Here is a 25,661-nt window from a genome sequence, read left to right on the forward strand (position 1 = left end):
TCAATTATATGCTAAACCCATTTCCCCGATTGATGATGTTTGCTTCGTTAAACGCTAAATGAGCTAAGTCCAATCTGCTGTGATTGGGCGGACTTGCGTATTTATCTAAACAGTGCGATTTAGTATCCAAATATTTGATACTGTTCAGATTGCTTAAAATCCAACGGCCCGCCAGATTTAGATCTGGCGGGCCGTTGGATTCGCGGTGATTGATGATGCAGGAACTGATTTACTCAGCAGGCAATCCACCGTCCTTTAGCGAGGCAAAGCCACCGGCATTAGCTACGTTCTTAAATCCTTTCTCCTGCATCCGCGTGGCAGCTTTGCCCGAGCGGTTACCCGAAGCGCAATACAGCACGTAAGTGGCATTAGGATCAAGCTTGGCTACTTGCCCGTCAAAGTCAGTGGAGAGGAAGTTGATATTACGCGCGCCCTTCAGGTGGCCAGCGCCAAACTCTACCGGCGTGCGCACATCAATGAGCACTGTGCCGGGCTGATTGAGTAGTTGCTGCGTTTCCTTGGGCGTAACGGTGCGCGTTGCCTGCGCCGACGATGGGCTTGAGCAACCTAGCACTAGCAGCAACATAGCGAGTGAGAGAAGCTTGTGCATAGCAATCCGGAAAAGTAGAGGTGAGGCTTCGCCAAATTAAACAAAGCCTCACCGCAAATACGTGCCCCGCTATATTAATTTATTCCTACAGACCACCGTCCGATACCATGGCCAGGAGGTCGGTTTCGCCGATGATGGGTACGTTTAAGGCTGTGGCTTTTTCGCGTTTGGCCGGGCCCATTTTGTCGCCGGCTACCAAGTAGCTGAGCTTCTTGCTGATGGAGGAGCTAAGCTTTCCGCCGTTGCGTTCGATGATCTGCTCCAGCTCTTCGCGCGAGTGCTGCTCAAACACCCCCGACAAAACGAACGAGAGGCCATTAAGCCGGTCGCTGAGTGGTTGTGGAGCTTCTCCGGTGAGTGCCATTTGCACACCTGCGGCCTTCAGGCGCTCCACCAACTCGCGGTTGGCCCCATCTTGGGCCCACAGCGCTACACTTTCGGCAATTACGCCCCCTACCTCGGGCACAGCGGCCAGCTCCTCGGCCGAGGCGCCTACAATAGCATCGATGGTGCGGTAATGAGCGGCCAGCTTTTCGGCTACGGTTTCGCCTACGTAGCGAATACCCAAGCCGAACAACACGCGGTCGAAGGGTACTTCTTTGCTTGCTTCGAGGCCTGCAAACATGCGCTGAACCGATTTTTCACCTAGGCGGTCGAGGTTCACGAGTTCGTCGCGGCGGTGGGGCAGGTCGTACAGGTCGGCAGCGGTGCGTACCAGCCCTAGGTCGAAAAATCGGCCTACGGTTTCGGCACCAAGGCCATCGATATTTAAAGCCTTGCGCGAAACGTAGTGCTCGAGCTTGCTCTTGAGCTGCGGGGCGCAGCCGCGTTCGTTGGGGCAGCGGTAATGTGCCTCGCCTTCGGGGCGCACGAGCGGCGTGCCGCAAGCGGGGCAAGTGGTGGGGTACACAATGGGCTGCGCATCGGCGGGCCGAGCCAGCAGGTCGACGCCGGTAATCTTCGGAATAATCTCGCCGCCTTTCTCCACAAACACCATGTCGCCGATGCGCAGGTCGAGGGCGGCAATCTGGTTGGCGTTGTGCACCGATGCGCGCTTGACAATGGTGCCGGCCAGCGGCACGGGCGTAAGCAGCGCCACCGGCGTAACGGCGCCTGTGCGACCCACCTGGTAGCTGATTTCGTTGAGGCGCGTGCGGGCTGCTTCGGCTGGGTACTTGTAGGCAATGGCCCACCTAGGGCTTTTGGCCGTGTAGCCCAGTAACTCCTGCTGGCGCAGGTCGTCTATTTTGATGACGATACCATCCGTAGCTACGGGCAGCTCGAAGCGGCGTTTCTCCCAATGATGAATGAACTCCAGCACCTCCTCGATGGTACCGCACAGGCGCCACGTGTCCGATACCGGCAAGCCCCAGCGCTTGAGGGCCTCCAAGGCGGCGCTGTGGGTCGGAAAATCGCGGCGCGGGCTTAGGAAGGAGTAGGCATAAAAGCGCAGGCGGCGGGCGGCTACCATGGCCGAATCCTGCAGCTTGAGCGTGCCGCTGGCCGCGTTGCGCGGGTTGGCCAGCAGCGGCTCACCGTTTTGCTCGCGTTCGGCATTCAGGTCGTTAAACACCGAAAGCGGCATGAAAACCTCGCCGCGTACTTCAAAGTCGGCTGGCTGATCGTCGGCGGCGCGCAGGTGCAGCGGCAGCGATTTGATGGTGCGTACGTTGTTGGTTACCACGTCGCCGCGGGTGCCGTCGCCGCGGGTTACGCCGCGGGTAAGCTGGCCGTTTTCGTAGGTAAGGCTCATGGCCACTCCGTCGAACTTCAGCTCGCACACATACTGGTAGCTGGCGCCCTCCAGGCCCCGTTGCACGCGTTCGTCGAACTCGCGCAAATCGGCCTCTGAGTATGTGTTCGAGAGCGAAAGCATCGGGTAGCGGTGCTCCTGGGTCGGAAATTGCTTGGTAATGGTGCCGCCTACGCGCTGGGTGGGCGAGTTGGGCTGGGCGTACTCGGGGTATTGCTTTTCCAGGCCCTGCAGCTCGTGCAGCATGCGGTCGAACTCCTGGTCGGGCACCTCCGACACGTCGTTCTGGTAGTATTGATAGTTTAGGTAGTGCAGGCGCTCGGTGAGGGCGCGAATTTTCTCCTGAACGGCGAACAGATCGGTCATAAAGGCAAGTGAGCGGTGGGCATAGCCGCACGGAGGCAGGCTGGGGGTAAAAATAACGGTGCCACGGCGTAAAGCCGTGGCACCGCCTTGTTCGGGTTCGAAATCCTAAGTAGGAATAGCTGGCTGCTAGTTTTTAATCAGTACGCCGTCGGCTTCAAAATTTACTTGCTGCTCATCCTTGGTGATGGCCGCCACCTCTTTGTCCGACTTGCCGGCGTCTTTCGCGTAGTGCTGCAAATCGGCTACGGGCACCACTTCGCGGTGCACCCAGCCCTCGACCACGGCGGTTTTGCCCTTTACATCTTTGGGTACGAAGAAGGCGTAATCCTTAAACCGAACGCGCATTTCCTTGCCGTCAGCGGTTTCCATTTTCATCCAGCAGCCCTTGGCCTGGCACACGTCGGTAATCTGGCCCACGAGCTTCACCTGCACCGAGTCCTTGCTGCCGAGCACCCCAGACAGGGCCGACATAGGCTGGGCACCTGCTTCGCTGACTTTCGCGCCGTAGGTGTTGCCAGCGGCGGCCTCGGTAGTTGGGGGCTTAGCGGCTGCCGTTTCGGGCGTGCTGGTTTGAGACTGGCACGCGCCTAGGGCGGCCAAGGCTACAACAAGGGCAAAATAGGGGCGTTTCATGTTCGGCAACTGTGTGTTAGCGGATGAGCGCAAACATACACAAACGAAGCGCGTTAGCGGCGGCCGGCCGTGCGCTTTATCAGCTCGGCCGTGTGGTCAAGCTCGCCGTCGGGGTCGCGCATTTCGGTGCGTACAATGCCAACGCTGGGCGCGTAGTAATCAACCACTTGCTTGATGGTGCGCCGAATGAGGTCGGGCCGGGCCTGCGTTACGTACTCGTAGCGCGACTCCACTTTGTAGCAGCTGAACTTGCCAGCCGGTACGGTTACGTTTTCGGGACCGCTGACTTTGCGGTTGGTAACGGTGGTCATCACCTTGGCAATGTCGACGCTGGGGCTGCTCACCTGCACCGTTAGGCTGCCACCGGGCAAAGTGCCTCCGGCCGGTTGGTTGGGCCACGCCAGCGGCACCGGCTCAAAGGCAAACTTACGGTCGCGGAAGGAGCGCAGCATGCCGGGGTCGAGCAGCAAGCGGCCATCGGTAAGTACGGTATCGTTGCGGCACACGTACTGGTACTCGTCGTTGCGCTGCAGGCGGTTGTTGTTGTCGTAGAGGGTGCTTTTGAGCAGCACCTGCGTGTAAGCCGCCTTTTTCTTTTCGGCGGGCTGCTCGCTGATGGTGGCCACTTTCAGAATTTGGATGCCCTCGGGTTGCTGTTTTTCGTTGGTAAGCTGGTAGGTAAGCTCGGTTTCGGGGTACAGGCCGAAGGGATGCGTGCAGTCGGAGGGCGTGCTGGCCGAAGCAGCCGCAGTAGCCGCAGGAGCAGCAACTGGTGCAGCGGAGCTTACATCAACAGGAGGCGGGGGTGTGTCGGGCCGGGTACAGGCGGCTATCAGGCCCAGCGCAGCTGCGGGCAACAGCAACTTGCGCAATAGGTTGTTTGGCATGGTCAGGATCAGTCTGGAATTATGGATGGGCTTGCGGCCCTGCATGCATACGCAAAACCCCGACCTAGGATAATGCAGCGCTCGGCCGCCGCTGCACGTATGGTGGTATGCGGCCGAGTTCCTTTCTTGCGCCCAAGTTGTACCATCACGTTTTTCATTGCCGCTTTCCATGGCCGATTCTTCGCAATCCAACTGGGCCGATATGGCCGCTTCGCTACTCTCCAAACTTTCGGGTGGGGTAGAGCTTGCCTGCACCTTCGATCATATGGAAGTGCAGTTGCCCAATCCCAAGAACCCGGCCGATACCACCACACTGCGCATCAATGGCTCGGTTCGCATCCGCACCAAGGGCGAAGCGCCGCCGGCCGTAGTGCTGCCATCGGCCAGCAACCCAAACCCCGGCATAGGTGGCTAAGGGGCTCGATTTAGAAGCCCGGCTGGTAATTACCTGGAATGGCAACGACATTCAGCTGGCCGCGGCGGGTACCTACATCATCCTTAACCTGCCGAGCGCGCAAGTACTCGATGAACTCACCGGCTCGGGCAAAAACAGCGGCCCCAAAAAGCCGAAGCCTCCGGGCGCGCCCGACCCCCTGCAGCAGCTAAACGACCTAATGCTGCGCTTGGGGCTGGTGCTCGATTTGCGGGTGGCTGGCAAAACTTGGGTAACGTTTGGCGCCGGCCGTGGGCCCAAAATCACGCTCAACGCCGTTTTAGGCAAGATTGGCGCCTTTTTCAAGGGATAAGGCGGCAGGGCGAAAAAGCGCGGAATCATCTGGCCGCTGCCTCTGTTTTTGCGTACCTTGTTAGAAGCACCTCTCGCAAAAAGCCCCGCAAAACCATCTGCGTTTATGGCGGTCTTATGGTTGGCGGTGCTTTAGCACTGCTTCAGGCCATGAACTCAGATAAGGAACGTAAGGACAAAGTGGGAGCAGGGCGGCCAGCGCCGGCCTTCGCACGGATCGAGAAAGTGCCTCCGCTGGTGATGCTGCTGTACCTAAGCCTGGTGGGCGTAACGGTGCTGTTTGCCATCTTGGTGGCGTTGTACATTCAAACCCGGGCCAACAACGGCTCGGTGGGCAGTGTGCACCCATTCCCTAGGTGGTTTTCGCTAAGCACCGTGGTGCTGGTTGTCAGCAGCTACGTGCTGAGCCAAGCCACGCGCCTCTACCGCGAAGACGACGTTAGCGGCCTAAGCCGCTGCCTTGTTTCAACGCTCATTTTGGGCTGCATCTTTGCCGGACTGCAGGTACTAGGTTGGCGCGAGCTGGATCAGCAGGGCATCTTCTTCACGGGCGAGCCATCGGGTACGTACGTGTACCTTATCTCGGCCCTGCACGTGGTGCATATGCTCGGCGGTATGCTGTTTTTGCTGGTGCTGCTGGTGCGCACCGTGTATGCCGCCCGCGACGGAGTTCGTACCCTGGTTTTCATCCGCAACCCGTACCGCCGGCTGCAATTGCGCTTGTTGGGCATTTACTGGCACTTCATCGATGGCCTGTGGGTGGCGCTGTTCATGATGTTCCTGTTCTTGTTCTAGATTAGCCTTTACACACAACGCAAAGGCCCGGCAGCTGAATCTGCCGGGCCTTTGCGTTGTGTGGGCTAGTGAGTACCTAAGGAATTACCGTTACGGTGCCTTTAAAGGAGCGTCCATCGGTGTACTCCACCAGGTAGTAGTACACGCCCTCCGGCACGTCTTTGCCATTCCAGCGGAAAGTGCGCTCAACGGAGTGATACACCTTGTTGCCCCAGCGGCTGAAGATGGTAATGGCCGCAAAACGCTGCTCGCAGAAGTCGGGCGGGAGCGAAGGCATTTCGAAGTAATCGTTGCGGCCGTCGTTGTTGGGCGTGAACACGTTGGGCGGCACAAACTCCGGAGCCGTGGGCCGCTCAACCTCAAAGCGCACCAAGCGCTGCTGGGGCACCGGGCGGCAGGTGTTGTCGGTGAGGGTAAACACAACGTCCATGGGTTCATCGGAGGCGTTTGCGCAAGTGGCCTCCCATCTGAATTTGCCCGTGGCCGTGCCCGGCGAGCCACTGGTGCTCATGCTCATGCCCATGGCGGCTAAGTCTGATTTGGTACCGGCAGCCGTAAGCGTGAGGCCATCAAGGTCCGAATCGGTGCCATCTAGGGTGGCTTCGTACACGCCACCTAGGGGCATGCGCACCACCACCGGCGGATCGGCCGGGTTGGCCGAGCCCGGCGGGAAAGTAGTTGCCAGCCTAGGTGCGGCATTGCTGTAGTTTACCTGCACCGGCAATAGCAGGGTGCTGCTGGTTTGCCGCTGCTGGCAAGGGTTGGCAGCCGCTAGTATCAGAAACTCGTGCAGGCCTCTTTCCACCGCTCGGCAGTCGACCTGCCAACGGAACCGCGCCACGGTCCGCCCCGGAGCGTTGCTTACGCTCACCAACTGCGCACCAACCTGCGCCGCGTTAAAGCCCCGGCCCGATAGCTCGAGCGTTACGGCGTCAAGGTCGACGTCGAGCCCTAGCACATCAAACTCAAGCATCTGGCCCACACGCGCCTGCACGGGCAGGGCGGAGGGACCATTTACCAACGATACGGTTGGCACTTCGTTGGGCGGAGCTTCGGCTGTGAAAGCCACCCGCACGGTGTCGCGCCTAGGTAAGCTGCAGCCATTGTCGGCCACAATTACATCGAGCAAGTACACTTGCCCCTTGCTATCGAAGCAATCGGGAAAACAGATTTCGGAAGTAAGCGTATCGGGCTGGCCAGGGGCCCGAACGGTGCCTTGCCGTAGGGTAGGAGCCGGCACCAGGTTTTGCGGAAAGTTGATGGCGCGCAGCTCCAATTGCAGGGCCGAGGCAGGGTCGATATCCGTAAAGTTGAAGCGCATGCAGCGGTTCTGGCCAGCGCGCAGGCGTAGGGTGTCGCGGCCCTCGCGGTAAGTGGCCCGTGGGTTGCCGGGTGGGCGCACCGTTAGCTGCGGGGTTTGGTTGCGCGGGCAGTTGATAACGAGCAGTTGAAAATCGCGGCGTACTTCCCCGATTTTCACGCCGTTGCGGTATTCCGAGCATTTCACCGCAAACACAAACAACCCCATGCGGGTAGGCCGTACCGTTAGCCTGCCCGTGTTGCGGCCAATGGAGAGGGTTGGCGCCCCGGGCATTTGGTTGTTTACGCTCAGGCCCTGCTGCCAGGTAATTTCGCGGTACGGAGCGGGCTGGGCTTGCGGCGGACGCGGCAGCAGCGTGTTGGCATGGCCGTTAAGCGGCGTAGCCATTTCGTACACCAGCGAGTCGCGGTCGGCATCTTGTCCGCCGAAATCAAAGTAAAACAGCTCGTTGATGCAGGCGTAGTCGCTCAGGGGCGGAAAGATGCGTGGAGAAGAGTTGCGGAAAGCCTGGCCGTTACGCACCACCGCCGGAAACTCGAGGTAATAAGTCTGGCCAGCGTCGCCGGGCAGCACAATGTTGTTGATGACGCCGTTGCGGCAGCAGCGCTCCACGGCCACGTAGTAGCCGTTGGGCGCGCCGTATTGCCCAGGCGTCATTTCAATCAGGCTAGAGTACACCAAGCGCCGCGTGCTGAGCGAGCCAATGGTGCAGGCCACGTTGGTGTAGGGCACAAACGTGTTGGTAATCAACGGAAGCTCTACGTCGCGGATGCGGCGGTTGGTACCGCGCTCAAAAATGCTGGCCGTCGCCTCGTTATCGAGCGCGCCCGCGCTGCCGTTAATGGCGTCGAAGTACAGCGTGAGGGTAAGCCGGTACTGGTTGCCCGACTGATACTGCAAATCCAACTCGCCACCCACTATGTGGGTGGCCTGGGCCCTAGGTATCAGCAGCAAAAACAGCAAGCACAGCAGAGTGTAGCGGTAGAGGAGCATAGGCACAGGATAACGGGTGCAAACAGGCGGCCGCCCAGCTGCGGCTACTTTCACTAAAAGATAACACAATCAGTGAGTTATTGCGTAGCCTATCTTGAAGCTACTGGGTAAGCAGCCCCGAACAGCCTACGGTAGTCTTTCAGTTGGTACATGCCGCGGCCGGCGTAGGTCGCCATCGAAGCTATACATATGCGCCTGATTTTTAGCACGCTGATAGTAGTTGTGGGCACAGCGCTGCCGGTGCGGGCGCAGCTGGCAACTCCCCGCCTTGGCATTGCCGACTTGGAGGCCGGTGCGCGCGAGTGCGTAAAAACGCGTTTGGATGCGAGCCAGAGCCAGAGCCAGAGCCGCACAAGTGCCGCCCCGCGGCACCGCGAAAAGATGGAGCGCTACGATGTCTTGTTTTATAAGCTCGACATAGCCCTCGAAAACAACTCGCGCGACGTAAGCGGCAGCACCCTCATTCGGGCGCGCAACACCTCGGGCCAGCCGCTCGATTCGCTGGCGTTCGAGCTATATAACCGCAACTCCGCCAACAACTCCGGCTACATCATCGACTCGGTGGTGGTGGCGCGCCGCCGCAGCCCCGGTTGGCGCCGTGCGGGCAACGACGTAACCGCCGCCCTGCCGCAGCCCGTAGCCGCTGGTGCGCAATTTGAGGCCCGCATCTACTACCGCGGCACCGCCCCCAGCGGCAACACGGCTGCTATCGGCAATGCCCTCAGCACCGCTTCGGTGGTGGGCACCAACGTTACCTGGAGCCTTTCGGAGCCCTACAGTGCCCACGAGTGGTTTGCGTGCAAGCAGGTGCTTACCGATAAGGCCGACTCCAGCGCCGTGTGGGTAACCACCGCTAGCACCAACAAAGTAGGCTCAAACGGCTTGCTCAAGCGCGTAACACCCATGCCCAACGGGCGCAGCCGCTACGAGTGGCACTCGCGTTTCCCAATTGCCTACTACCTGATTTCGGTAGCCGTGGCGCCATACGTCGAGTATGTTAACTACGCCAATCCGCCGGGTGGGCCGCGCATCCCGGTCGTCAACTACATCTACAACCAAGCCACGCTCGACAATTTCAAAACCGAAATCGACCGCACGCCTGGGTTCATTGAACACTTCTCCAGCTTGGTGGGTTTGTACCCCTTTGCTGCTGAAAAGTACGGGCACGCCATGGCGCCCATGGGTGGGGGCATGGAGCACCAAACCATGACCACGCAAGACCGCTTTAACTTCACGCTCACGGCACACGAGCTGTTTCACCAGTGGTTTGGCGACAACGTAACCTGCGGCGCCTGGGAGGATATTTGGCTGAACGAAGGTTTTGCCAGCTACGGCGAGTATCTGGCTTTGTCGCGCTTTGCCTCGGCTGCTGATGCGCGGCAGTGGCTTGAGCTGACCAATGCAGCTGCGCGGTACACGGTAAACCCAGCAACGAGCAGCAACGTGTTTCAGCCCGGTGGCTCGGTACGGGCTTCCGATACCACCAATGTAAGCCGCATTTTCAGCTCGCGCCTGAGCTACAAAAAGGGCGCTATGGTGGTGCACATGCTCCGGTATCTGCTCGCCGACGACGCCAAGTTCTTCCGGGCACTACGCACTTATCAAAGTACTTACAGCAACCGCACCGCCCGTACCCGCGATTTGCAACGCATTTTCGAACAAGAAGCCGGCCGCTCGCTGCAGTACTTTTTCGACCAATGGTACCGCGGCGAGGGGTATCCGACTTTCAAAGCCTCTTGGCGACAGGACGGCGACAACCTAGGGCTACGCGTGGCCGAAACTGTGAGCATGCCCAACGTTACGCCCTTCTTCGACACGGAAGTGGATTACCTCGTCCGATATGCTTCGGGGCAAACCAGCTTGGTGCGGCTGCGGCAAACTCAGCCAACGCAGTCCTTCATTGTGCCGCTGTTGGCCGGACAAACGGTTACCGGCGTCGAAATTGATCCAAACCAGTGGATACTCGATCATTTAAGCACTGCCGAACCCGAGGGCGCAGCAATGCAGCTGTACCCCAACCCCGCAACCGAAACCCTCTTGCTACAAACTGCGCTGCCGCAAGCTACCGAGGTGTGGGTGGTTGATGCCCGCGGCCGAACGGTGCTGCGCCAAACCGTGCAGCCCAATAGCCCTGTTATTGATGTGCGCCGACTGGCGGCCGGCATGTACTTTGTGCGCATGGCCAACTCCGACCAATGGGCCCGATTTGCCAAAATTGAGTAGAAACAGCAGGTGCTGCTACGGCTGCCTTAGATTGCCCAACAGTGTAAACTTAGTCAGCACCAAGCATAAGGATAGAGGCAATCAGATTGCTGGCACGTGGAAAACCGCTTCCATGAGCTTGTCGAACGATTCGGCCGGGCAGAACAGCGCGTCCTGAATGGGGTTGCATACCACGCGTATGAAACCCGGATGCCCGTTCAGGCTAACCATATCCACGGCCACGGTGCCGTAGCGCTGCTCGCAACGGCCGGTTTCGGGGCAGCAGGTTGGGTTGGGTTTCAGAAAGTGCTTGGCAATGGTTTCGGTATAGCGCGGATGCTTGCGCGTGCGCACGTCCGAGGTGGTGAGGTGGTAGCCAAGCGGGAGCGTCCGGTCGCGAATCAGATCGAACAGGTGCCGAAAATTGTGCGGGCCAATGCTGGGGTCGTAAAACAGCAAGGCGCCGTGTTGCCCGCAGCCTTCCACCAATTGCACCCGCAAGCCATTGGGCCCGGGTGGCAAACCTGCTTTGGAGTAGTGGTAAGCTTTAAAGTAAGGGTTGAGCCAGTTGAGGTATACCTTCTCCTGTACCCATTGGGCATAGGCCTTCAACTCCGCGGCCGAGCGTTGGAGCGGCTGCCAGCTGGTTGGGGAGTTCTGGCCCTTAAGTAGTTTTTGGAGGAAGCGGAACAAGCCAGAATAAAGCACGTCGAACAGGCCAAGAACACCCGCTCAGCCAAATAGTTTAAACGGCTTATTTAGGACTGGTCTCTTCGGCCAGAGGCTTGCGCACGCGCGTCCAGTATTGCGACCTGCCTACCAGCGCAAAGCCTATATAACCTTTCACCTCGAGCTTGTCAGGGCCAAGCTGGCGCACAAAGCAAGAGTAAGTGCGGCCGTTCTCGGGGTCGTAAATTTCGCCGCCGTCCCAGCGGTTGTTGCCTGCATCGAAGGTCAGGTGTTGCAGCACCACCAGTCCTAGGTGCGGTTGGGTGCGCTTCTTCGGGTCGGGGTTGTGCACGTCGAGGCGGGGGTGGCCCTCGGCGTCGTTGGGGTGCTGCAGGTTCACGATTTTGCCACACAGCTGCTCGCCGCAGCGGTACAGCTCGATGTGGCTCTCGCCTTGCTCATCGGCCCACACACCTAGGGGCATTGCAGCCGGTTGGGCGAAGAGCCGCGCCCACGGAGCCAGCGCTAGCGCCAGCAGCAGGGTTAGTAAACGAATGGCTTTCACGGGTAGGTGTTTGGTCAGAGGCGTTAAGGCAAGGTAATAAACTGCGGGCCGATCAAAGCAAATGCCGCCCGTTCCGGTACTCCGAAACGGGCGGCATCAATGGTAAGTTCAGCTTGCTTACTTCACGCGCGTCCAGGTTTGCGAGCGGCCAATCATCGAAATACCGATGTAGCCCTTCACTTCCATGGTGTTGGCATTAAGCATCTTCATGTAGCAAGAGTAAGTTTTGCCCGTTTCGGGGTCGTAAATCTTGCCGTCGTCCCACTTGTTGGCCTCGTCGTACTCAAAGCCTTCCATAAACACCAGGCCCAGGCGCGGGCGGCTGCGCAGTTTCGGGTCGGGGTTTTGCGAGTCCGTTTTGGGCTTGCCGGTTTTGGGGTCGTTAGGAGTGGTTAGCGACACGATTTTGCCGCACAGCTTTTTGCCGTTGCCGCACTGGTAAATCTCGAAGGTGGCCTTTTTCTCGCTGTTCGTCCACACGCCAAGCGGGGAGAGGGTTTGCGCCGAGGCTACACCTACAAAGCCCAGCAGGAACGCCAGGCACAGGAGCAGTTTCTTCATGATAAGAGGAGGGTGTGAAAAGAGGTTGGGAGGGAAAAATATGCAAAAGCAACTCAACTATGCAATATGCGTGCTGAGCTGTTGTAGACAAGGAGTGTACCAATACCTAGGGCGCAGGGCTTGGGCACGGGTAGTACAGAAAATAAATACTCTGACATTCAGCTTTATGCTTGAAATATCCGCCCCACTGCCTAAAAAAAGCGCTTTTTATTTTGAACCAATCGTATGATATATAACTTTAATGACCGTAGCGAGTGCTACAGCCCCAGCTAGCGGACCCGTGTTGTCGGTAGCGCCCCTGGGGAGATGTTTTACTAACGAGAAAGGAGGTGTACAATGTCCAGTAGTCCCAAATCCATCCTGCCAAGCCTGAGTAATGTTGTCCGCCTCACCGCCGGACGCGCGTAACACTCAAGTGTCGTGGGGATGCGTATGCACTCTCACATTACGGCAGGTCTTCGCCTAAGATGACCACTCCGGTGTCCCCGGGCTGGTCGCTTGGTAAGATGGCCACAGGATTAGAGGCCCGGTTACCTGTGAAGGCAACCGGGCCTCGCTTTTTGTACCCTCTTTAACAATACGCTTATTTTTGCGTGTTGCTAGCAGGTACTGAGCGACCTTGCCGCATGAGGTTCTGCCGAAGCTCAACCAACACCCCACGGGCAGTGCGATCCAGCAGCTGGGCGTCTTGTAAAGTGGGCTTGCCAGCCTGAGGCGGCGTTTTGCTAGCCGGCGCTACTTTGTAGCCGGGTAGCCAAGTTTCATAAAGCGTTTCGATGGGTGTGCTGGCCGGAGGGCGCGTTGGCGTGGTTGGTTTGTGGCCTTGAGTCATGGCGGAATAACCGGCCATGCGCCGCTCCATTTCGCGCTTCATGGTGGTTGTGCGTTGGTGCAGCTCGGTGATGGAGAGGTAACACACCCCAGGCTCGGCGCGCAGCCGCAACACAAAGTGCAAGTAACGAACGGGTGTAGGGGCTTCTAAATTGGCCAAAGGACTTACCCCAGCTACGTACACGATTTCTTCGCCGGGTTTCATCATCATTGCCGTACCGAGCATTAGGTATTCGCCCGGGTCGGCCTTTTGCCGCGTGCGCAACACCTGAGCCGAGTCTGGAAGACCAGGTTGATAATCGGCGAAAACAAAGCTTTTGGCGTAGGTATCAGCAACTGCGTTGAGTAGGTTTTTGGCCGTAGCGTTGGGTACGCGCACGGTGTCGGAGTATGTAACGCGCCCGGTGCCTGGGGACACGGGTAGCACCAAACGCTGAGCCTTGCCTGCGGGGCGAGGTTGCTGCGCGCGTGCCGACCAGGTGGCTAACCCTAAGAGCACGCATAAACCGAATAGTTTTTTCACGGAGGTAAATTACGCATTCCAACGCCCAGAGAGGCATTATGCATACAGCCGGCTACAATACCCGCCGCACCCCTAGGAAACGGCGTTCGTAGTCGGTGCCATCTACCTGGCTGATCTTAACGCCTGGGTCGCGGCGCGACGATGATGAATGCACAAACCGTAATGGCTGACCGGGTTCCGAAATAACAATGCCGGCGTGGCCTGGAGTAGAGCTGCCCTGCGCTGTGCCCGTAAAAATGATTAGGTCGCCTTTGCGGGCCTGCTGCCGCGCTACGGGTTGGCCAATTTTGTACTGCATGGCCGAGGAATGCGGCAGCTCCACGCCAAACTGGTTGTATACGTAGGTCAGGAAGCCCGAGCAATCGAAGCCGCCTTGGGGAGTAGTGCCGGCGTAGCAGTAGGGCTTGCCGAGCTGGCGCAAAGCAAAGCGCACCACGCTATCGGGGCGGGTAACGGGCGCGGCGCCGGTAGTGGCGCGGTACACTACGGCCCGCACGCGGGGTAAATCGCCGGAAGCGGGTACGGGCGCAGTAGGGCTGAGGCGCGGCCAAGCCCACAGGGCCAGCAGTAGGGTCATGCAAATACCAAACATCAGCCAAACGTAACGCATAATCGTGCCAACCGCCTGGGGTGGTTGCAAGTGCGGCGGCTGAAGTTGCTAACGGAGTAAGGGCAACATGCGTTTCGCACGGCCGAGCTAGGGTATATTCACGCCGGCTTTGCAGCCCCTGGCTATGCGGGGCTGTCTGTAGCTCATTTCGCTTTCCGCACCCACTTCACTCACCTTTCCCTGAACGCATGCTTCAATCAACCAAGCGCCGCCTAGGTGCCACCGCCGTGGTGGTGCTATTGGGCAGCGCGCCTGTGCTGGCTGCGCCGGCACTGCGCTACGTGCTTTCGATGCCGGCGCCGCAAACGCACTACTTCGAGGTAGAAATGCAGCTCAACGGCTTTGGCGGCCGCACTACCGATGTGAAAATGCCAGTTTGGGCACCGGGCTCATACCTAGTGCGCGAGTTTGCCAAAAACGTGGAGGGCTTTGCGGCCAACGCAGGTGGCAAGAACCTAGGCGTTACCAAAATCGATAAGAACACCTGGCGCATCGAGCACCAAGGCCAGAAGAACTTCACGGTGCGCTACCGCGTGTACGCCAACGAGCTGAGCGTGCGAACCAGCTTCATCGATGCTTCGCACGGCTACCTCAACGGCTCGAGCGTGTTTATGTACCCAGCGCAGCAGCAGCAACTGCCGAGCACGTTGGAGGTGCGCCCCGCGCAGGGCTGGAGCAAAGTATCGACCAGCCTAAAGCCCGCCGGCAACGGCCCGACGTTCACGTTCCAATCGAGCAACTACGACGAGCTGGCCGATTCGCCCATTGAAATTGGCAACCATAAGGAGCTGACGTTTGAGGCCAACGGCACGCCGCACCGCATTGCTATGTACGGCTCCGGCAACTACGACGAGCAGCGCATCACCCAGGACTTCAAGCGCATTTGCGAAACCTCGCAAAAAGTAGTCGGCCGCAACCCGCTCGACCGGTACTTGTTCATCGTACATAACCTGGAACGCGGCGGCGGGGGCTTGGAGCACCTGTACTCTACTACGCTGCAGGTGTCGCGCAACGCGTACAACTCCGAGGCGGGCTATATGGGCCTGCTGGGCTTAGCGGCGCACGAGTACTTTCACCTCTGGAACGTGAAGCGCATTCGGCCCATTGCCCTAGGTCCGTTCGACTACGACAAGGAGAATTACACGCGCATGCTGTGGCTGAGCGAGGGCGGCACCGAGTACTTCTCCAACGTAATTGTGCAGCGCGCCGGCTTCCAGAAGCCGCAGCAGTACCTCGATCAGCTAGCTACCGGCATTACGCGCGTAGAGAACACGCCCGGCAACCGCGAGCAATCGGCGGCCGAGTCGAGCTTCGATGCCTGGATTAAGTACTACCGCCCCAACGAAAACTCCGTCAACACGGGCATTAGCTACTACGATAAGGGGGAGGTGATTGGGGCCGTGCTCGATCTGATGATCATCAACGCCACCAAAGGCCAAAAAAGCCTCGACGACGTGATGCGCTACCTCTACGACGAGTACTACGTGAAGCAAAAGCGCGGCTTCCGCGACGAGGAGTTTCAGGACGCGGTAGCCAAGATAGCCGGCCGCCGCTTCGACGACTTCTTTAAACGCTCGGTGTACGGCACCGTGCGCCTCGATTACGAAGGCACCCTGGGTTACGCCGGCCTTCGTCTCGTAAACACCACCGGCCAACCCGAATCAGCCCTAGGTGCCAGCGTTTCGGCTACCGGCGGCCGGCCAACGGTAACAACTGTGCTGCGCGACGGCAGCGCATGGCAGGGCGGCCTGAACGTGGGCGACGAAATTCTGGCCCTCGACGGCATGCGCGTCACCGACGACATTAACCGCTACATGGCTGCACGGCCCGTCGGCAGCACCGTGCGCCTGCTGGTAGCCCGCGATGGGCAAGTGCGCGAGCTGTCGTTCCCGCTGCTGGCCAGCACCGCCGCCAAGTACCGCATCGAAATGGCCGACAACGCCACGCCCGAGCAGCTGGTTGTGCGCCGCAAGTGGCTGCAACTCCCAAGCTAAGCTGCTCTAGCCACGCAATAGTGCTTACCTACCCGCCGATGCGCCATTGGCGCATCGGCGGTTGCTTTTCTCTCATCATGAATGTTCTACTTGTGCTGGCTCATCCCGAGCCGGCGTCGTACAACGGGCACCTGGCCCGCTTGGCCGTCGAAACCCTGACTGCAGCCGGCCATACCGTTGAGGTTTCCGACCTGTACCGCCAACGTTTTGCGGCCATAGCCGGCCCCGACGACCTGGAGCCCGCCTACGCGGCCGATTTCTTCGACCTGCAAGCGGCCCAGCGGGCGGCTATAGCTGCCGAAAGCTTTGAGCCGGCCATTAGTGCCGAAATGGATAAGCTGCGCCGCGCCGATTTGCTGATACTCCAGTTTCCGCTATGGTGGCACTCGGTACCGGCTATCCTGAAAGGCTGGATCGACCGCGTTTTGGCCGTGGGCTTTGCTTACGGTGGCACCAAAGAGCTGGCCGGCAAAAAGGCGCTGGTGTCGCTGACCTCGGGCACGCCCAACGAACTGTGGGACGGCGTAACGCTACCCACCCTGGAATCGACGCTGAGCCACTTGCTGCGCGGCACCTTCGGCTTTTGCGGAATGGAGGTGTACGAGCCGTTTATGATTGGCAGCGCCAAGCACCTAGGGCCCGAGCAGCGTACCGCGGCCGATGCCGAGTTTGTGCGCATGTTGCAGGAGCTCGAAACGCGCAAGCGTATCTTTTAGCCCTAGGTAACAAAGCCCCGAAGCAGCCACGGCCCGCCCCAAGAGCAGGGGCGGGCCGTGGTGTTTGATGGTAAGTGCTTACGTTACTGAACCAACGCACCCACTGCTTTGGCGAGGTTTACGCGCCCGTAGCCAAAACTCGGATTTCGGTTGGTGGCATTGGAGCTAGCCGCCACCAAGCGCTGTTGTATTTGCTCGCGTGTTTCGGTGGGGTACTTGCTCCATACCACTGCAGCCATACCGGCCATGGAGGCCGTAGAAACCGACGAGCCGCCCACGGTGCTAGGTGCGTCGCCGCTCATGGCCAGCGACAGGGGGCGGAGGTTGTTGCTGCTGCGTTGCATTACCACCGTAAACTCCACATCGGAGCCCACGTGGCACTCGTCGCAGCGCGAGGTAAGGTTGTCTTTTATACCTGTTACAGCCACGGCTTCGGCCATGTTGGCCGGGAAGATGACCCCTACCCAACCTGCCGACCAATCGAAGGAGGTGCCGGCCGCGCAGAAGATAAGCTTGCCCCGCGAGTGTGCGTAGCGAATGGCATCGGCCATTTGCGAGCTGCTTGTAACGCGGCCCATGCTCATGCTGATGATGCGTACATCGGGGCGGTTGGCCGCCAGCGTAAAGGCATCCGACACACCCTTAACCTCGCGGCTTTCGTCCAGAAACACATCGGCCGCGGCCCGAATGGAAATCAGGTTGGCGTTGTAGGCAATGCCCACCGAGGCGCCATCGGTGCCACGCGGGGCGGCAGCCGCCCCGGCCATGCTGGTGCCGTGGCCGCATTGGTCGTTGGGGGTTTCAACGGGGCCGGTGGGTATGCCGAAGATGCTGGCGCGGGGCAGCGTAACCAGCCGCTCAATGGTGCGGCCCGAGCTGAGCCCTTGGTTGAACGCGCTACCTAGGTTCTCCTGAGCATCCGAGGCACCCGTGTCAATCACAACAAGCTTTATGCCGCTGCCTGTGCTCTGCGACCACGCCGAGCGCACGCCGTGGTACACATCGGCCTGGTTCCACGACGATTTGCTGCCGTTGCTGAGGACGGTGTAGTCGGAGCCAGCTACCAAGTTGGGCGTGGCCGCGTTGGAGCCGCAACCGCTGCTGCTAAGGCTGCGCTGCGCGGCCGTGCTGGTGCGCGGGCGGTAAGGGTCGTAGCCCATGGGCTCGGCGTAGCGGACCAAGGGCGAGCGGCGCAGGCGCTGCACGGTGCTCAGCTGGCGCACTCGCACGTTCAGTACGGGCAGGGTTTCTTCGCCGAATACAACCAGCTGCTCAAGCGTGAGCGTAGGGTCGGCTTGCTGCTCGCTGCTCAAAATCAGCCGCAACACCTGCTCGCGGGCTTGCTGATACGCGGCATCGGTAACGGCTCTAGGTGGTAGGGCGGCTTGGGGGCTGCATTTGTCGGCGGGGGCGTAACCCACGCTCAGTACTTGGTCGGAGCGCTGCAGGGCGCTCCACACCACGTGTTCAGCGGCCTGGTTCCAGTCGAAGGGCGCGTTCGTGGCTTTTACCTTTTCCCAAATCTGCTCATCGAGCTGTTGGGTGCTGAGGGCTTCGCCACCTAGGGCGGGGTTGGGTTGTGCCAGCTCGGCATCGGGCGTGCGGGCACAGGCGACCAGCGCCAGAAGCGCGGCCGTTGCGGGGGTAAATTTGGGCATAGGGCAGTGTTTGGTTAAGTGGGAAGAACATATCAAGCGCAACGTATAAAGTGGTGGCAATGTTGGGCTTGTGAGAGGGTGCTACCCAAAGCGAACAACAAAAAAGCCGCTCCGGCAGGCGGAGCGGCTTTCAGGCAACCAGAAAGCGGTGGGTTTAGTACACGCGCTTCAGATCAACGGTTTTTGGGGGCGTGATGATGAGCGGTACTTTCTCAATCTTCACCGATGAGGTATCGAGCCCGAAGTACTTGTCTTCGGATGCGATGAATTGCTTGATGTAGAAGTACGCCTGCATCACGAGGTTCTCGACGAAGGGGAATTCGTTCTCGACGGACAGGAATTTCTCCAGCACTACAAAGCGGAAGTCGCCGGTTACGTGCTGCTTGCTCAGCGACTCGTAGCGCGAGGTAATGTCCACTTCCTTGTTGCGAACCAGGTCTTCCACCACCTTGCGGAAGTACAGGTTGATGCGCTGCTCGACCCGGAAGCCGAGGCGGAAAGTGATGCGGTAGGCGTCGTCGTTGGCCAACTCCGTAACCTTATACTCCATCGTGTATGGCTCGTCGGTGGTATCCACGTGCACAAACCAGTAGATGTCGGCGCGCTTGGGGCGCTTCTGGAAGATGGAGTAGATGATCTTCGATTCGATTTCCGTCTGGCGCTCGGCCGAGGTCATGAACACCAAATGGGTAGCGTATTTCGGCACCGTTTCGTCGCCGGAGAGCTGCTTTAGTGCGTCCATGTACGGGTCAATTTTCACGAACTCCGTCAGGCGGCGTTTGATGTAAAAGGCGCGCATCCAAACGTACATCACCGCAATTAAGCAGAGGCTAATGGCCACCGATACCCAGCCGCCGTGCGGAAACTTGATGAGGTTGGCAACCAGAAACGAACCCTCGATGGCCAGGTACACCACCAAAAACAGCACTACCAGCGGCATGGCCACGCGCTTAGTGCGCAGCCACATCGCGAGCAGCAGCGTGGTCATGAGCATGGTTACGGTGATGGCCAAGCCGTAGGCCGCTTCCATGTTTTCGGATTTGCGGAAATACAGCACCACCGCAATGCAGCCCAGCAGCAGCAGGCGGTTCATGGAGGGTACGTACAGTTGGCCCTTCACGTCGGTGGGGTAGTTCAGCTTCACTTTGGGCCACATGTTCAGGCGGATAGCTTCAGCCACCAGCGTAAACGAACCCGTAATGAGCGCCTGCGAGGCAATAATGGCCGCAATGGTAGCAATACCGATACCGATCAGCAAAAACCACGAGGGCATCATTTCGAAGAAGGGGTTGCGCCCGTTAAGCATTTCGCCCTGGTGCGTAATCAGCCAGGCGCCCTGCCCAAAGTAGTTGAGCAGCAAGCAGCTTTTCACAAACACCCAGCTGATGCGGATGTTGCCCTTGCCGCAGTGGCCTAGGTCGGAGTACAAGGCCTCGGCCCCGGTGGTGCACAGGAAAACGGCCCCCAGCAGCCAGAAACCGCCGGGGGTGTTCACCAGGAGGTTGTAGGCATAGTAGGGGTTGGCGGCCCGCAGGATTTCGGGGTGCTGCACAATGCCCACTACGCCCAGGGTTGCCAGCATCGAGAACCACAGGAACATGATGGGCCCGAAAGCTTTGCCTACGATTTGGGTGCCGAAGCTTTGCAGCAGAAACAGCATCACCAGAATGGCAATAACAATGGGCACCGTCTGGATTTCGGGGTACACCCGCTCAAGTCCCTCAATAGCTGATGATACTGAAATGGGCGGCGTGATAACTCCGTCGGCCAACAGGGCGGCGCCGCCCACAATGGCTACGGCCGAGAGCCAGGCCCCGCGCCGGCGCACCAACGCGTAGAGCGAAAAAATGCCACCCTCACCGTTGTTGTCGGCATTGAGTGTGAGCAGCACGTACTTCACGGTGGTTTGCAGCGTGAGCGTCCAGAGCACGCACGAGATACCGCCGTACACGAGGTCGGCGGTGATGCGGCCCGGCACAACAGCCTTCATTACGTACAGCGGGGAGGTGCCGATGTCGCCGTAAATGATACCGAGGGCAATAAGCAAGCCCGCCGTAGATACTGCGGTGTGGGCATGGTGCGAGGTCGTGGTTCGGGCCTCGGTCAAGGTTTTGGTGTCACTCATATACTCGCGACAACATGGAAAAATATGCACCCCTGAAAAAGAGGCGGGCAAAGGTAGTAAGCGACACTCAGCCGTGTACGCACGGCCGGTGTAATTGAGCTTGGCTAAGAAGTGGGGATACTGGGACTAGCGTCGGCATCGGGGCCGAACTCGGCAGCTTCGGCGGCTGCGGCAGCTTGCTCGGCCGCCAGCAGGGCCATGGCCTCGGCGGCAGCGCGTTGGTGGCGCAAGTAAATGCGCACGTTGGTTTCGGAGGCCAAGGGCTGCCAGGTTTGCAGCTCACCGCCTAGGGCGTGGTGGGCTTCTTCGCGGCCCAGCCGGTGCAATCGTATTCGTATGGCGCCGCGGCGGCCCCAGGCCAGCAGCAGTGCCCCAATGCCCATGCCCAGCATAGCCGTGGGCGTCCGGATCCAGTTCTGCAGGAAGGCGAGCGTAAAGCCGCCGAGCACCAAGCCACCCACCATAATCCAGAGCAGCCAACGTACCGGCTGCACCGATACTTGCTCCAGCTCAAGCAGGCTGTAGCTGTGGCCTTCCAGGGTCAGCTCGTCGTTGGTGAGGAGCCAGCGGCCGTCCGGGCTTTGCATGGGCGGCCGGGGAGGCGGGAGCTGAGGTGGCGCGAAGCCAGGGTGGGTAATGGGTTCCATGAAGTACTCAGTACTGGAGTAGTCAGTAGCCTGGCTGCTGGGAGGTTCAGGTTGGTATGTCCAAACTCGTTCCAACAGGCAGCATCCGGCCTGAACCGGACAATATGCCAGTGGCTGTACGCCCCTGCGTGCGCGGCTACCGACTACTCGAGGTACCGATTACCGGATTAGTTGTTCACTTTCAGCAGCTCCACGTCGAAAATCAGCGTGGCGTTCGGGCCGATATCCGAACCGGCGCCGCGCGTGCCGTAGGCCAGCTCCGACGGGATGTAGAGGCGGTACTTCGAACCCTCGCTCATCAGCTGCAGGGCTTCCGTCCAGCCGGCAATTACACCGTTCACAGGGAAGGTGGCCGGTTGGCCGCGCTCGTAGCTGCTGTCGAACACAGTGCCGTCGATGAGGGTGCCGTGGTAGTGCGTGGTTACCGAGCTCTTGAGCGAAGGCTTCTTGCCCGAGCCCTCGTTCAGCACCTCGTACTGCAGGCCACTGGGCAGCGTGTTTACACCTTGCTTGTTTTTATTTTCGGCCAGGAAAGCGGCGCCTTCCTGCTTGTTCTGCTCTGCCGACTGGCCACCGCCGTCTTGGGGCTGCTGCTCGGCCATTTGCTGCTGAAATTGCTGCATGGCCGCTTGCATTTGTTGCGGCGAAAGGCGGCTCTGCTGGCCGCTCAAAGCCTCTTTCAGGCTTTGCGTCAGCGTGTCGATGTCGAGATCCAGGCCTTGTTGGGCAAAGTTGCGGGCCAGGTCGCGGCCGATGATGTAGCTGATTTGCTGCTTAAGCGAGGTCAGTTCCATGGTATGGGTTAGGGTAAATGGGCACTCGGGCCAAAAGCCGTTATACGACTGCCGGGGCGAAGGTGCAGAAAAAAGTCAGCACACTACGGCAAAGCCGCCCCTGTAACCGCTGTTGGGGGCGGCGCTTCCCCAACGAACCCTTGCGCACCGCCGATCGGATGTGCCTGTTAGGCAGTGCGCCACGTTGCGATTGTGGAGTGGCGGTATATTTATGCGCGTTGTGCGCTGGGCTGATTTCAGCTCCTAAATTGATGTTGCGGCCGCGTGCAGCCGGGGCTTTCTGAAAAGCCGGGTGGCAATGCCTGCGCAAGGCAAACAGAGATGGTTTAGCGGGGCCTGAACACCCGGTTGAGAAAGTCGACGGTGTGCTTAAGCGTGGGCTCGAACCAGGGGTTGAAGAGCGGAAAAGTGTGCGGCGCATCGGCAAAGCGGTGCATTTCGCTGTAGATGCCGTAGCTGCTCAGCTTCTGCCGCAGGTCGTCGCGGCCGGCGTGCATGCGGTCAACGCTGCTGTTGATGAACAACATCGGCGGCGTTTGAGCACTAACGTGGGTAAGCGCCGAAGCCTGCTCCCACAACGCTGTGCCCGCCGACCTAGGGCTGCCGAACCAATATGTAGCCGCCGATGTGCTCTTGCTGTCGTCGCCCTCGCCCGACTCGGGGTGAATAAACGCCAGAATGCCGTCGACATCCACAATGGCCTGCACGGCGCTGGAGTGCTTGGGGTAGCAGTAGGGTGTATCGAAGAGCGGGTTGCCGTTGGTGGTGCCCAGCAAGGATGCCAGCTGCCCACCCGCCGAAAAGCCCCACACCGCAATGCGCGTGGTATCGATGGCGTACTGCTGGGCATTGGCCCGCATCCAGCGCACGGCGGCCTTTAGATCCTGCACGGCTGCCGGGTACTTAGCTTCGGTGGAAAGGCGGTACTCGGCCGTAACGGCGACGTAGCCCCGCCCGGCAAGCTGCTGTGCCATGGGCACGTGCTGCAACCTGTTGCCGGAGCGCCAACCGCCGCCATGTATGAGCAGCACCGCCGGAAACCGTTGCTTGCGTTTGGCTTTGGGGTAAAATACATCAAGCTGTAAGGCCCGCCCCTCGGGGGTGGTGCAGTAGCTCAAATTGGTTTGGTTCCGCACGTTGGCAGGAACAGCCGGTTGCGCTACCGTAATGTTGGGGTGCTGCTTCCGGGCTTTCTGCAGGGCGCTGTGCACCGTGAACGAGGTGTCGGGTAGGGTGCTGGCCGGCTGCTGCGCTCTGCTGGCAAACGATAGGCCCAGCGCACCTAGGGCAACAAACAATTGGCGCCTCAGGCGGGCCGAACGCAGAGTTGGCTTTGAAGGAAATAGAGGCACAGGCAGTAGGAGTGAGGCGGCGGAAGAGTTTGCAGCCGTAAGCTACGCTTTGGCAACCGGCCAACACAAACAAAGCCGGCCCCGCACATTGCGGAGCCGGCTTATCGTATCAGCAAACCCGGAAATGACTGCCGATTAGCAGCAGTAGTCGCTCAGGTCTTCGTCGAGCGAATCGATGTAGAGGTTGAACTTCAGCGTGCGGGCCGCCCACAGCCCCAAGGACCCCAGGCCACCTAGCAGCAACAACGTCGAAACGGCGGTGGTCTTTTTCATAGTCTATGTTGTATGTAAGTGATGTTCAGATTATTGGTGCAAAGATACGGCATAAATGTTAATTGGTTGTTATGCATGCATCATTCTTTAGTTGTGTCCTAGGTGCTGTGGGCGTAAAAAACCTCCGGGAGCGAAGTACTGGGTTAGTGCCATTAAGGCGACCCGGTACTTAGCTCCCGAAGGCAACAGCATTCAGTTCAATTTAGGGCGTGCGCGGAGTGGGCTTGCGGGCCGGAGCCTTGGTCGCCGGCTTTCGGGTATTGTTGGCCCTGGGTGGGGAAGCCTTTGTAGCGGAGGGGCGGCGTACGGCAGGCTTGCGGGCAGGGGCTTTTTTGGTGGGCGCTTTGCGGATGGCAGCCTTTTTTGTTGGCGCAGCTTTGGCAGGCTTGGCCTGCGCCGGTGCCGTGGTGGGCTCGGTGCCGTACTTGGCATCGGCGGGGTTGGCCGAGCCGCTCAGGAACAAGTCGAACTCAACGCGGCGGTTGCGCACCCGGCCGGCCTCCGAGGCGTTGTCGGCAACGGGGTGTAGCGGGCCGTAGCCGCGCTGCTGAATGCGGCCTTCGGCAATGCCTTTGCTTGTTAAGTAGCTGCGTGCCGCGGCAGCCCGCTCGCGCGAAAGGCGCAGGTTGAAGGCGGCAGGGCCTTGGCTATCGGTGTGGCCCGTGATGCTGAGCGTGTAGTCGGGGTACTGATTCAGGATTTGCGCAATGGTATCCAGCGTGGCGTACGACGACGGCAGCAGCGTAGCCTTGTTGCGCTCGAAGCCGATAAACTGCGTAGCCTCCTGCAGCCGTTTGCGGGTTTCTTCCTTAATCTCGGGGCAGCCGTTGTTCGAGGCGGGGCCGGCGCTGTTGGGGCAGCGGTCGGTTTCGTTGGGCACCCCGTCGGCATCCGAGTCGGATTCGGTGACATTGGAGGTAGGGCAGCCGCTGGCATCTACCTGCGCTCCGGCCGGCGTATCGGCGCACTTGTCTTCCTGATCGGGGATACCGTCGTTGTCGGTATCGGGGCAGCCGCTCAGCTCGGCTTTGCCGGCTACTTCGGGGCAGGTATCCTCGGCGTCGCCCACGCCGTCGCCGTCCTTATCGGGGCAGCCTTGCAGGTCCGCGGTGCCTTGCTCGTTGGGGCAATTGTCGCGGTAATCGGCCACGCCGTCGTTGTCGGTATCGGGTGGGCAACCGTTGTCATCTACTTCTACGCCGGGCGGCGTGTTGGCGCAGCGGTCCTGGCGGTCGGGTACGCCGTCCTCGTCGGCATCGGAGGCTTGCCCCAGGTTAAAAGTCAGGCCCACGGTGTGCTGCAAAAAGCGGTCGGCCCAGCGCGGCACGTTGGTTTCAGGCACCCCATCGAAGTTGGCCTCCATGGGCATGTGCTGGGTGCTCTGTACAAACAAACCCACGCCGCCACCTAGGCGCAGGTTGATGCCCGCCCCGCCCATCACATCGATATAGCCTTTGTCTTCGTCTATTCGCTCGCCGTCGTTCAGGCCCGTGCGGCTCGCGTACGACCACCCCGAGCCCACCAGCAGGTAGGGCTGAAAGAAGGCATTTTCTTTCAGCGCCCAGCCGTTGTTGAGCTTTAGCTTCAGCCCTAGGTTGGCATTTACCAGGGTGGTGGTAAAGCGGGTTTGGGGGCTGCGGTTGCCGGTTAGCTCCCCAAAAAACACTTGCGTGTTAAGGTCGAGGCCACGCGTGAGGTACAGGTTTACGGCCAGGCCGGGCGCGTAGGAGCTGCGGTCGAACTTCCAATAGTCGGAGCCGAAGTTGCCTTGGTACTGCAGCGCGCTAATGTTGAGCCCCAGGCTAGCTCTGCGGTCGGGCGTTTGGGCTTGGGCTGCGTGCGGTAAGGCAGGCAGCAAGGCGAGGGGCAGAGCAAGCAACCTAAACGTTTGTACAAACTGCTTCATCGGTGGAGGCTTGGTGAAGGAGCAAGCTGGGCAATAGCCGGTACGCACGTATACCCGCTGTGGCGCGAAAGGTTAGCCTGATACGAAACGCACGAAGGTAGGTCGGCATTGCTGCATACCGTTGTAACGCTG

At 59.7% G+C, this 25,661-nt stretch carries 23 protein-coding genes; 6 read left to right on the forward strand and 17 right to left on the reverse strand.

The features are described 5' to 3' along the window. Positions 1 to 229: 229 nt before the first annotated feature. The 4 genes from ASU33_RS13290 to ASU33_RS13305 form a co-directional block, all read right to left on the reverse strand. Entirely contained in the window at positions 230 to 586 is a 357-nt protein-coding gene (locus ASU33_RS13290; RefSeq protein WP_059071309.1) for a rhodanese-like domain-containing protein, read from the reverse strand. A gap of 109 nt (positions 587 to 695) precedes the next feature. Further along, entirely contained in the window at positions 696 to 2,729 is a 2,034-nt protein-coding gene (gene ligA, locus ASU33_RS13295; RefSeq protein ID WP_059071310.1) for an NAD-dependent DNA ligase LigA, read from the reverse strand. Positions 2,730 to 2,855: 126 nt separating this feature from the next. Beyond that, the gene (locus tag ASU33_RS13300) at positions 2,856 to 3,362 is read right to left on the reverse strand and encodes a DUF4920 domain-containing protein (RefSeq protein WP_059071311.1); all 507 of its coding nucleotides are present in this window, start codon (positions 3,360 to 3,362) and stop codon (positions 2,856 to 2,858) included. A gap of 53 nt (positions 3,363 to 3,415) precedes the next feature. Next, positions 3,416 to 4,249 (reverse strand): TapB family protein, encoded by an 834-nt coding sequence (locus ASU33_RS13305; protein ID WP_149867205.1) that lies wholly within the window; start codon positions 4,247 to 4,249, stop codon positions 3,416 to 3,418. Positions 4,250 to 4,418: 169 nt separating this feature from the next. Here ASU33_RS13305 and ASU33_RS13310 point away from each other — a divergent pair, with 169 nt between their 5' ends. The 3 genes from ASU33_RS13310 (at position 4,419) to ASU33_RS13320 (ending at position 5,789) form a co-directional block, all read left to right on the forward strand. Further along, positions 4,419 to 4,664: a hypothetical protein gene (locus ASU33_RS13310; RefSeq protein ID WP_059071313.1), complete on the forward strand. Its 246-nt coding sequence runs from the start codon at positions 4,419 to 4,421 to the stop codon at positions 4,662 to 4,664. Continuing rightward, entirely contained in the window at positions 4,657 to 4,995 is a 339-nt protein-coding gene (locus tag ASU33_RS13315) for a hypothetical protein (protein WP_059071314.1), read from the forward strand. The genes ASU33_RS13310 and ASU33_RS13315 overlap by 8 nt, the downstream gene beginning before the upstream one ends. A 149-nt stretch (positions 4,996 to 5,144) precedes the next feature. Continuing rightward, positions 5,145 to 5,789 carry a cytochrome c oxidase subunit 3 gene (locus ASU33_RS13320; protein WP_059071490.1) on the forward strand — a complete coding sequence of 215 codons (645 nt, stop codon included), beginning with the start codon at positions 5,145 to 5,147 and terminating at the stop codon, positions 5,787 to 5,789. A gap of 76 nt (positions 5,790 to 5,865) precedes the next feature. Here ASU33_RS13320 and ASU33_RS13325 read toward each other — a convergent pair whose 3' ends face one another. After that, positions 5,866 to 8,103 carry a T9SS type B sorting domain-containing protein gene (locus ASU33_RS13325; RefSeq protein WP_059071315.1) on the reverse strand — a complete coding sequence of 746 codons (2,238 nt, stop codon included), beginning with the start codon at positions 8,101 to 8,103 and terminating at the stop codon, positions 5,866 to 5,868. A 189-nt stretch (positions 8,104 to 8,292) separates the two neighbouring features. On the opposite strand from ASU33_RS13325, the gene ASU33_RS13330 reads away from it, so the two are divergent. Further along, a complete protein-coding gene (locus ASU33_RS13330; RefSeq protein ID WP_059071316.1) occupies positions 8,293 to 10,326 on the forward strand; it encodes a M1 family aminopeptidase in 2,034 nt (677 codons plus the stop codon). 81 nt (positions 10,327 to 10,407) lie between these two features. On the opposite strand, the gene ASU33_RS13335 is transcribed toward ASU33_RS13330, so the two are convergent. The 5 genes from ASU33_RS13335 to ASU33_RS13355 form a co-directional block, all read right to left on the reverse strand. Continuing rightward, positions 10,408 to 10,998 (reverse strand): hypothetical protein, encoded by a 591-nt coding sequence (locus tag ASU33_RS13335; protein WP_059071317.1) that lies wholly within the window; start codon positions 10,996 to 10,998, stop codon positions 10,408 to 10,410. A gap of 61 nt (positions 10,999 to 11,059) precedes the next feature. After that, positions 11,060 to 11,539, reverse strand: a complete 480-nt coding sequence (locus ASU33_RS13340) for a DUF2147 domain-containing protein (RefSeq protein WP_286130536.1) — start codon at positions 11,537 to 11,539, stop codon at positions 11,060 to 11,062. 117 nt (positions 11,540 to 11,656) lie between these two features. Continuing rightward, the gene (locus ASU33_RS13345) at positions 11,657 to 12,100 is read right to left on the reverse strand and encodes a DUF2147 domain-containing protein (protein WP_059071318.1); all 444 of its coding nucleotides are present in this window, start codon (positions 12,098 to 12,100) and stop codon (positions 11,657 to 11,659) included. A gap of 583 nt (positions 12,101 to 12,683) precedes the next feature. Next, complete coding sequence (locus ASU33_RS13350; protein ID WP_160328191.1) at positions 12,684 to 13,454, reverse strand: hypothetical protein; 771 nt, start codon at positions 13,452 to 13,454, stop codon at positions 12,684 to 12,686. 52 nt (positions 13,455 to 13,506) lie between these two features. Next, positions 13,507 to 14,031, reverse strand: coding sequence for a C40 family peptidase (locus tag ASU33_RS13355; RefSeq protein ID WP_160328192.1), 525 nt, complete (start codon positions 14,029 to 14,031; stop codon positions 13,507 to 13,509). 221 nt (positions 14,032 to 14,252) lie between these two features. Between ASU33_RS13355 and ASU33_RS13360 the strand changes: the two genes are divergently transcribed. Further along, positions 14,253 to 16,058 (forward strand): M61 family metallopeptidase, encoded by a 1,806-nt coding sequence (locus ASU33_RS13360; protein WP_078063112.1) that lies wholly within the window; start codon positions 14,253 to 14,255, stop codon positions 16,056 to 16,058. Between the two features lie 77 nt (positions 16,059 to 16,135). Beyond that, on the forward strand, positions 16,136 to 16,774 hold the full coding sequence (locus ASU33_RS13365; RefSeq protein WP_059071493.1) for an NAD(P)H-dependent oxidoreductase: 639 nt from the start codon (positions 16,136 to 16,138) through the stop codon (positions 16,772 to 16,774). 83 nt (positions 16,775 to 16,857) lie between these two features. Here ASU33_RS13365 and ASU33_RS13370 read toward each other — a convergent pair whose 3' ends face one another. The 7 genes from ASU33_RS13370 to ASU33_RS13395 form a co-directional block, all read right to left on the reverse strand. After that, on the reverse strand, positions 16,858 to 18,432 hold the full coding sequence (locus tag ASU33_RS13370) for a S8 family peptidase (protein ID WP_059071321.1): 1,575 nt from the start codon (positions 18,430 to 18,432) through the stop codon (positions 16,858 to 16,860). 154 nt (positions 18,433 to 18,586) lie between these two features. Continuing rightward, positions 18,587 to 20,557: a KUP/HAK/KT family potassium transporter gene (locus ASU33_RS13375; protein ID WP_059071322.1), complete on the reverse strand. Its 1,971-nt coding sequence runs from the start codon at positions 20,555 to 20,557 to the stop codon at positions 18,587 to 18,589. A gap of 104 nt (positions 20,558 to 20,661) precedes the next feature. Then, positions 20,662 to 21,204: a hypothetical protein gene (locus ASU33_RS13380; RefSeq protein WP_149867207.1), complete on the reverse strand. Its 543-nt coding sequence runs from the start codon at positions 21,202 to 21,204 to the stop codon at positions 20,662 to 20,664. 167 nt (positions 21,205 to 21,371) lie between these two features. Further along, positions 21,372 to 21,998, reverse strand: coding sequence for a BamJ family beta-barrel-assembly machinery protein (bamJ, locus tag ASU33_RS13385; protein WP_059071324.1), 627 nt, complete (start codon positions 21,996 to 21,998; stop codon positions 21,372 to 21,374). Between the two features lie 326 nt (positions 21,999 to 22,324). Continuing rightward, the gene (locus ASU33_RS13390) at positions 22,325 to 23,350 is read right to left on the reverse strand and encodes an alpha/beta hydrolase (protein ID WP_286130537.1); all 1,026 of its coding nucleotides are present in this window, start codon (positions 23,348 to 23,350) and stop codon (positions 22,325 to 22,327) included. Between the two features lie 135 nt (positions 23,351 to 23,485). Then, a complete protein-coding gene (locus ASU33_RS21490) occupies positions 23,486 to 23,623 on the reverse strand; it encodes a hypothetical protein (RefSeq protein ID WP_160328193.1) in 138 nt (45 codons plus the stop codon). 202 nt (positions 23,624 to 23,825) lie between these two features. Beyond that, on the reverse strand, positions 23,826 to 25,529 hold the full coding sequence (locus ASU33_RS13395) for an OmpA family protein (RefSeq protein WP_059071325.1): 1,704 nt from the start codon (positions 25,527 to 25,529) through the stop codon (positions 23,826 to 23,828). Positions 25,530 to 25,661 lie beyond the last annotated feature (132 nt).

This window comes from Solirubrum puertoriconensis (genome assembly GCF_001483135.1).
Taxonomy (GTDB): domain Bacteria; phylum Bacteroidota; class Bacteroidia; order Cytophagales; family Hymenobacteraceae; genus Solirubrum; species Solirubrum puertoriconensis.

Coding starts and splice junctions, on each gene's coding strand:
- ASU33_RS13395 (WP_059071325.1), bottom strand. CDS start 25,529: ATGAAGCAGTTTGTACAAACGTTTAGGTTGCTTGCTCTGCCCCTCGCC.
- ASU33_RS13370 (WP_059071321.1), bottom strand. CDS start 18,432: ATGCCCAAATTTACCCCCGCAACGGCCGCGCTTCTGGCGCTGGTCGCC.
- ASU33_RS21490 (WP_160328193.1), bottom strand. CDS start 23,623: ATGAAAAAGACCACCGCCGTTTCGACGTTGTTGCTGCTAGGTGGCCTG.
- ASU33_RS13325 (WP_059071315.1), bottom strand. CDS start 8,103: ATGCTCCTCTACCGCTACACTCTGCTGTGCTTGCTGTTTTTGCTGCTG.
- ASU33_RS13345 (WP_059071318.1), bottom strand. CDS start 12,100: ATGAAGAAACTGCTCCTGTGCCTGGCGTTCCTGCTGGGCTTTGTAGGT.
- ASU33_RS13320 (WP_059071490.1), top strand. CDS start 5,145: ATGAACTCAGATAAGGAACGTAAGGACAAAGTGGGAGCAGGGCGGCCA.
- bamJ (WP_059071324.1), bottom strand. CDS start 21,998: ATGGAACTGACCTCGCTTAAGCAGCAAATCAGCTACATCATCGGCCGC.
- ASU33_RS13300 (WP_059071311.1), bottom strand. CDS start 3,362: ATGAAACGCCCCTATTTTGCCCTTGTTGTAGCCTTGGCCGCCCTAGGC.
- ligA (WP_059071310.1), bottom strand. CDS start 2,729: ATGACCGATCTGTTCGCCGTTCAGGAGAAAATTCGCGCCCTCACCGAG.
- ASU33_RS13365 (WP_059071493.1), top strand. CDS start 16,136: ATGAATGTTCTACTTGTGCTGGCTCATCCCGAGCCGGCGTCGTACAAC.
- ASU33_RS13290 (WP_059071309.1), bottom strand. CDS start 586: ATGTTGCTGCTAGTGCTAGGTTGCTCAAGCCCATCGTCGGCGCAGGCA.
- ASU33_RS13355 (WP_160328192.1), bottom strand. CDS start 14,031: ATGACCCTACTGCTGGCCCTGTGGGCTTGGCCGCGCCTCAGCCCTACT.
- ASU33_RS13360 (WP_078063112.1), top strand. CDS start 14,253: ATGCTTCAATCAACCAAGCGCCGCCTAGGTGCCACCGCCGTGGTGGTG.
- ASU33_RS13330 (WP_059071316.1), top strand. CDS start 8,293: ATGCGCCTGATTTTTAGCACGCTGATAGTAGTTGTGGGCACAGCGCTG.
- ASU33_RS13380 (WP_149867207.1), bottom strand. CDS start 21,204: ATGGAACCCATTACCCACCCTGGCTTCGCGCCACCTCAGCTCCCGCCT.
- ASU33_RS13305 (WP_149867205.1), bottom strand. CDS start 4,249: ATGCCAAACAACCTATTGCGCAAGTTGCTGTTGCCCGCAGCTGCGCTG.
- ASU33_RS13375 (WP_059071322.1), bottom strand. CDS start 20,557: ATGAGTGACACCAAAACCTTGACCGAGGCCCGAACCACGACCTCGCAC.
- ASU33_RS13310 (WP_059071313.1), top strand. CDS start 4,419: ATGGCCGATTCTTCGCAATCCAACTGGGCCGATATGGCCGCTTCGCTA.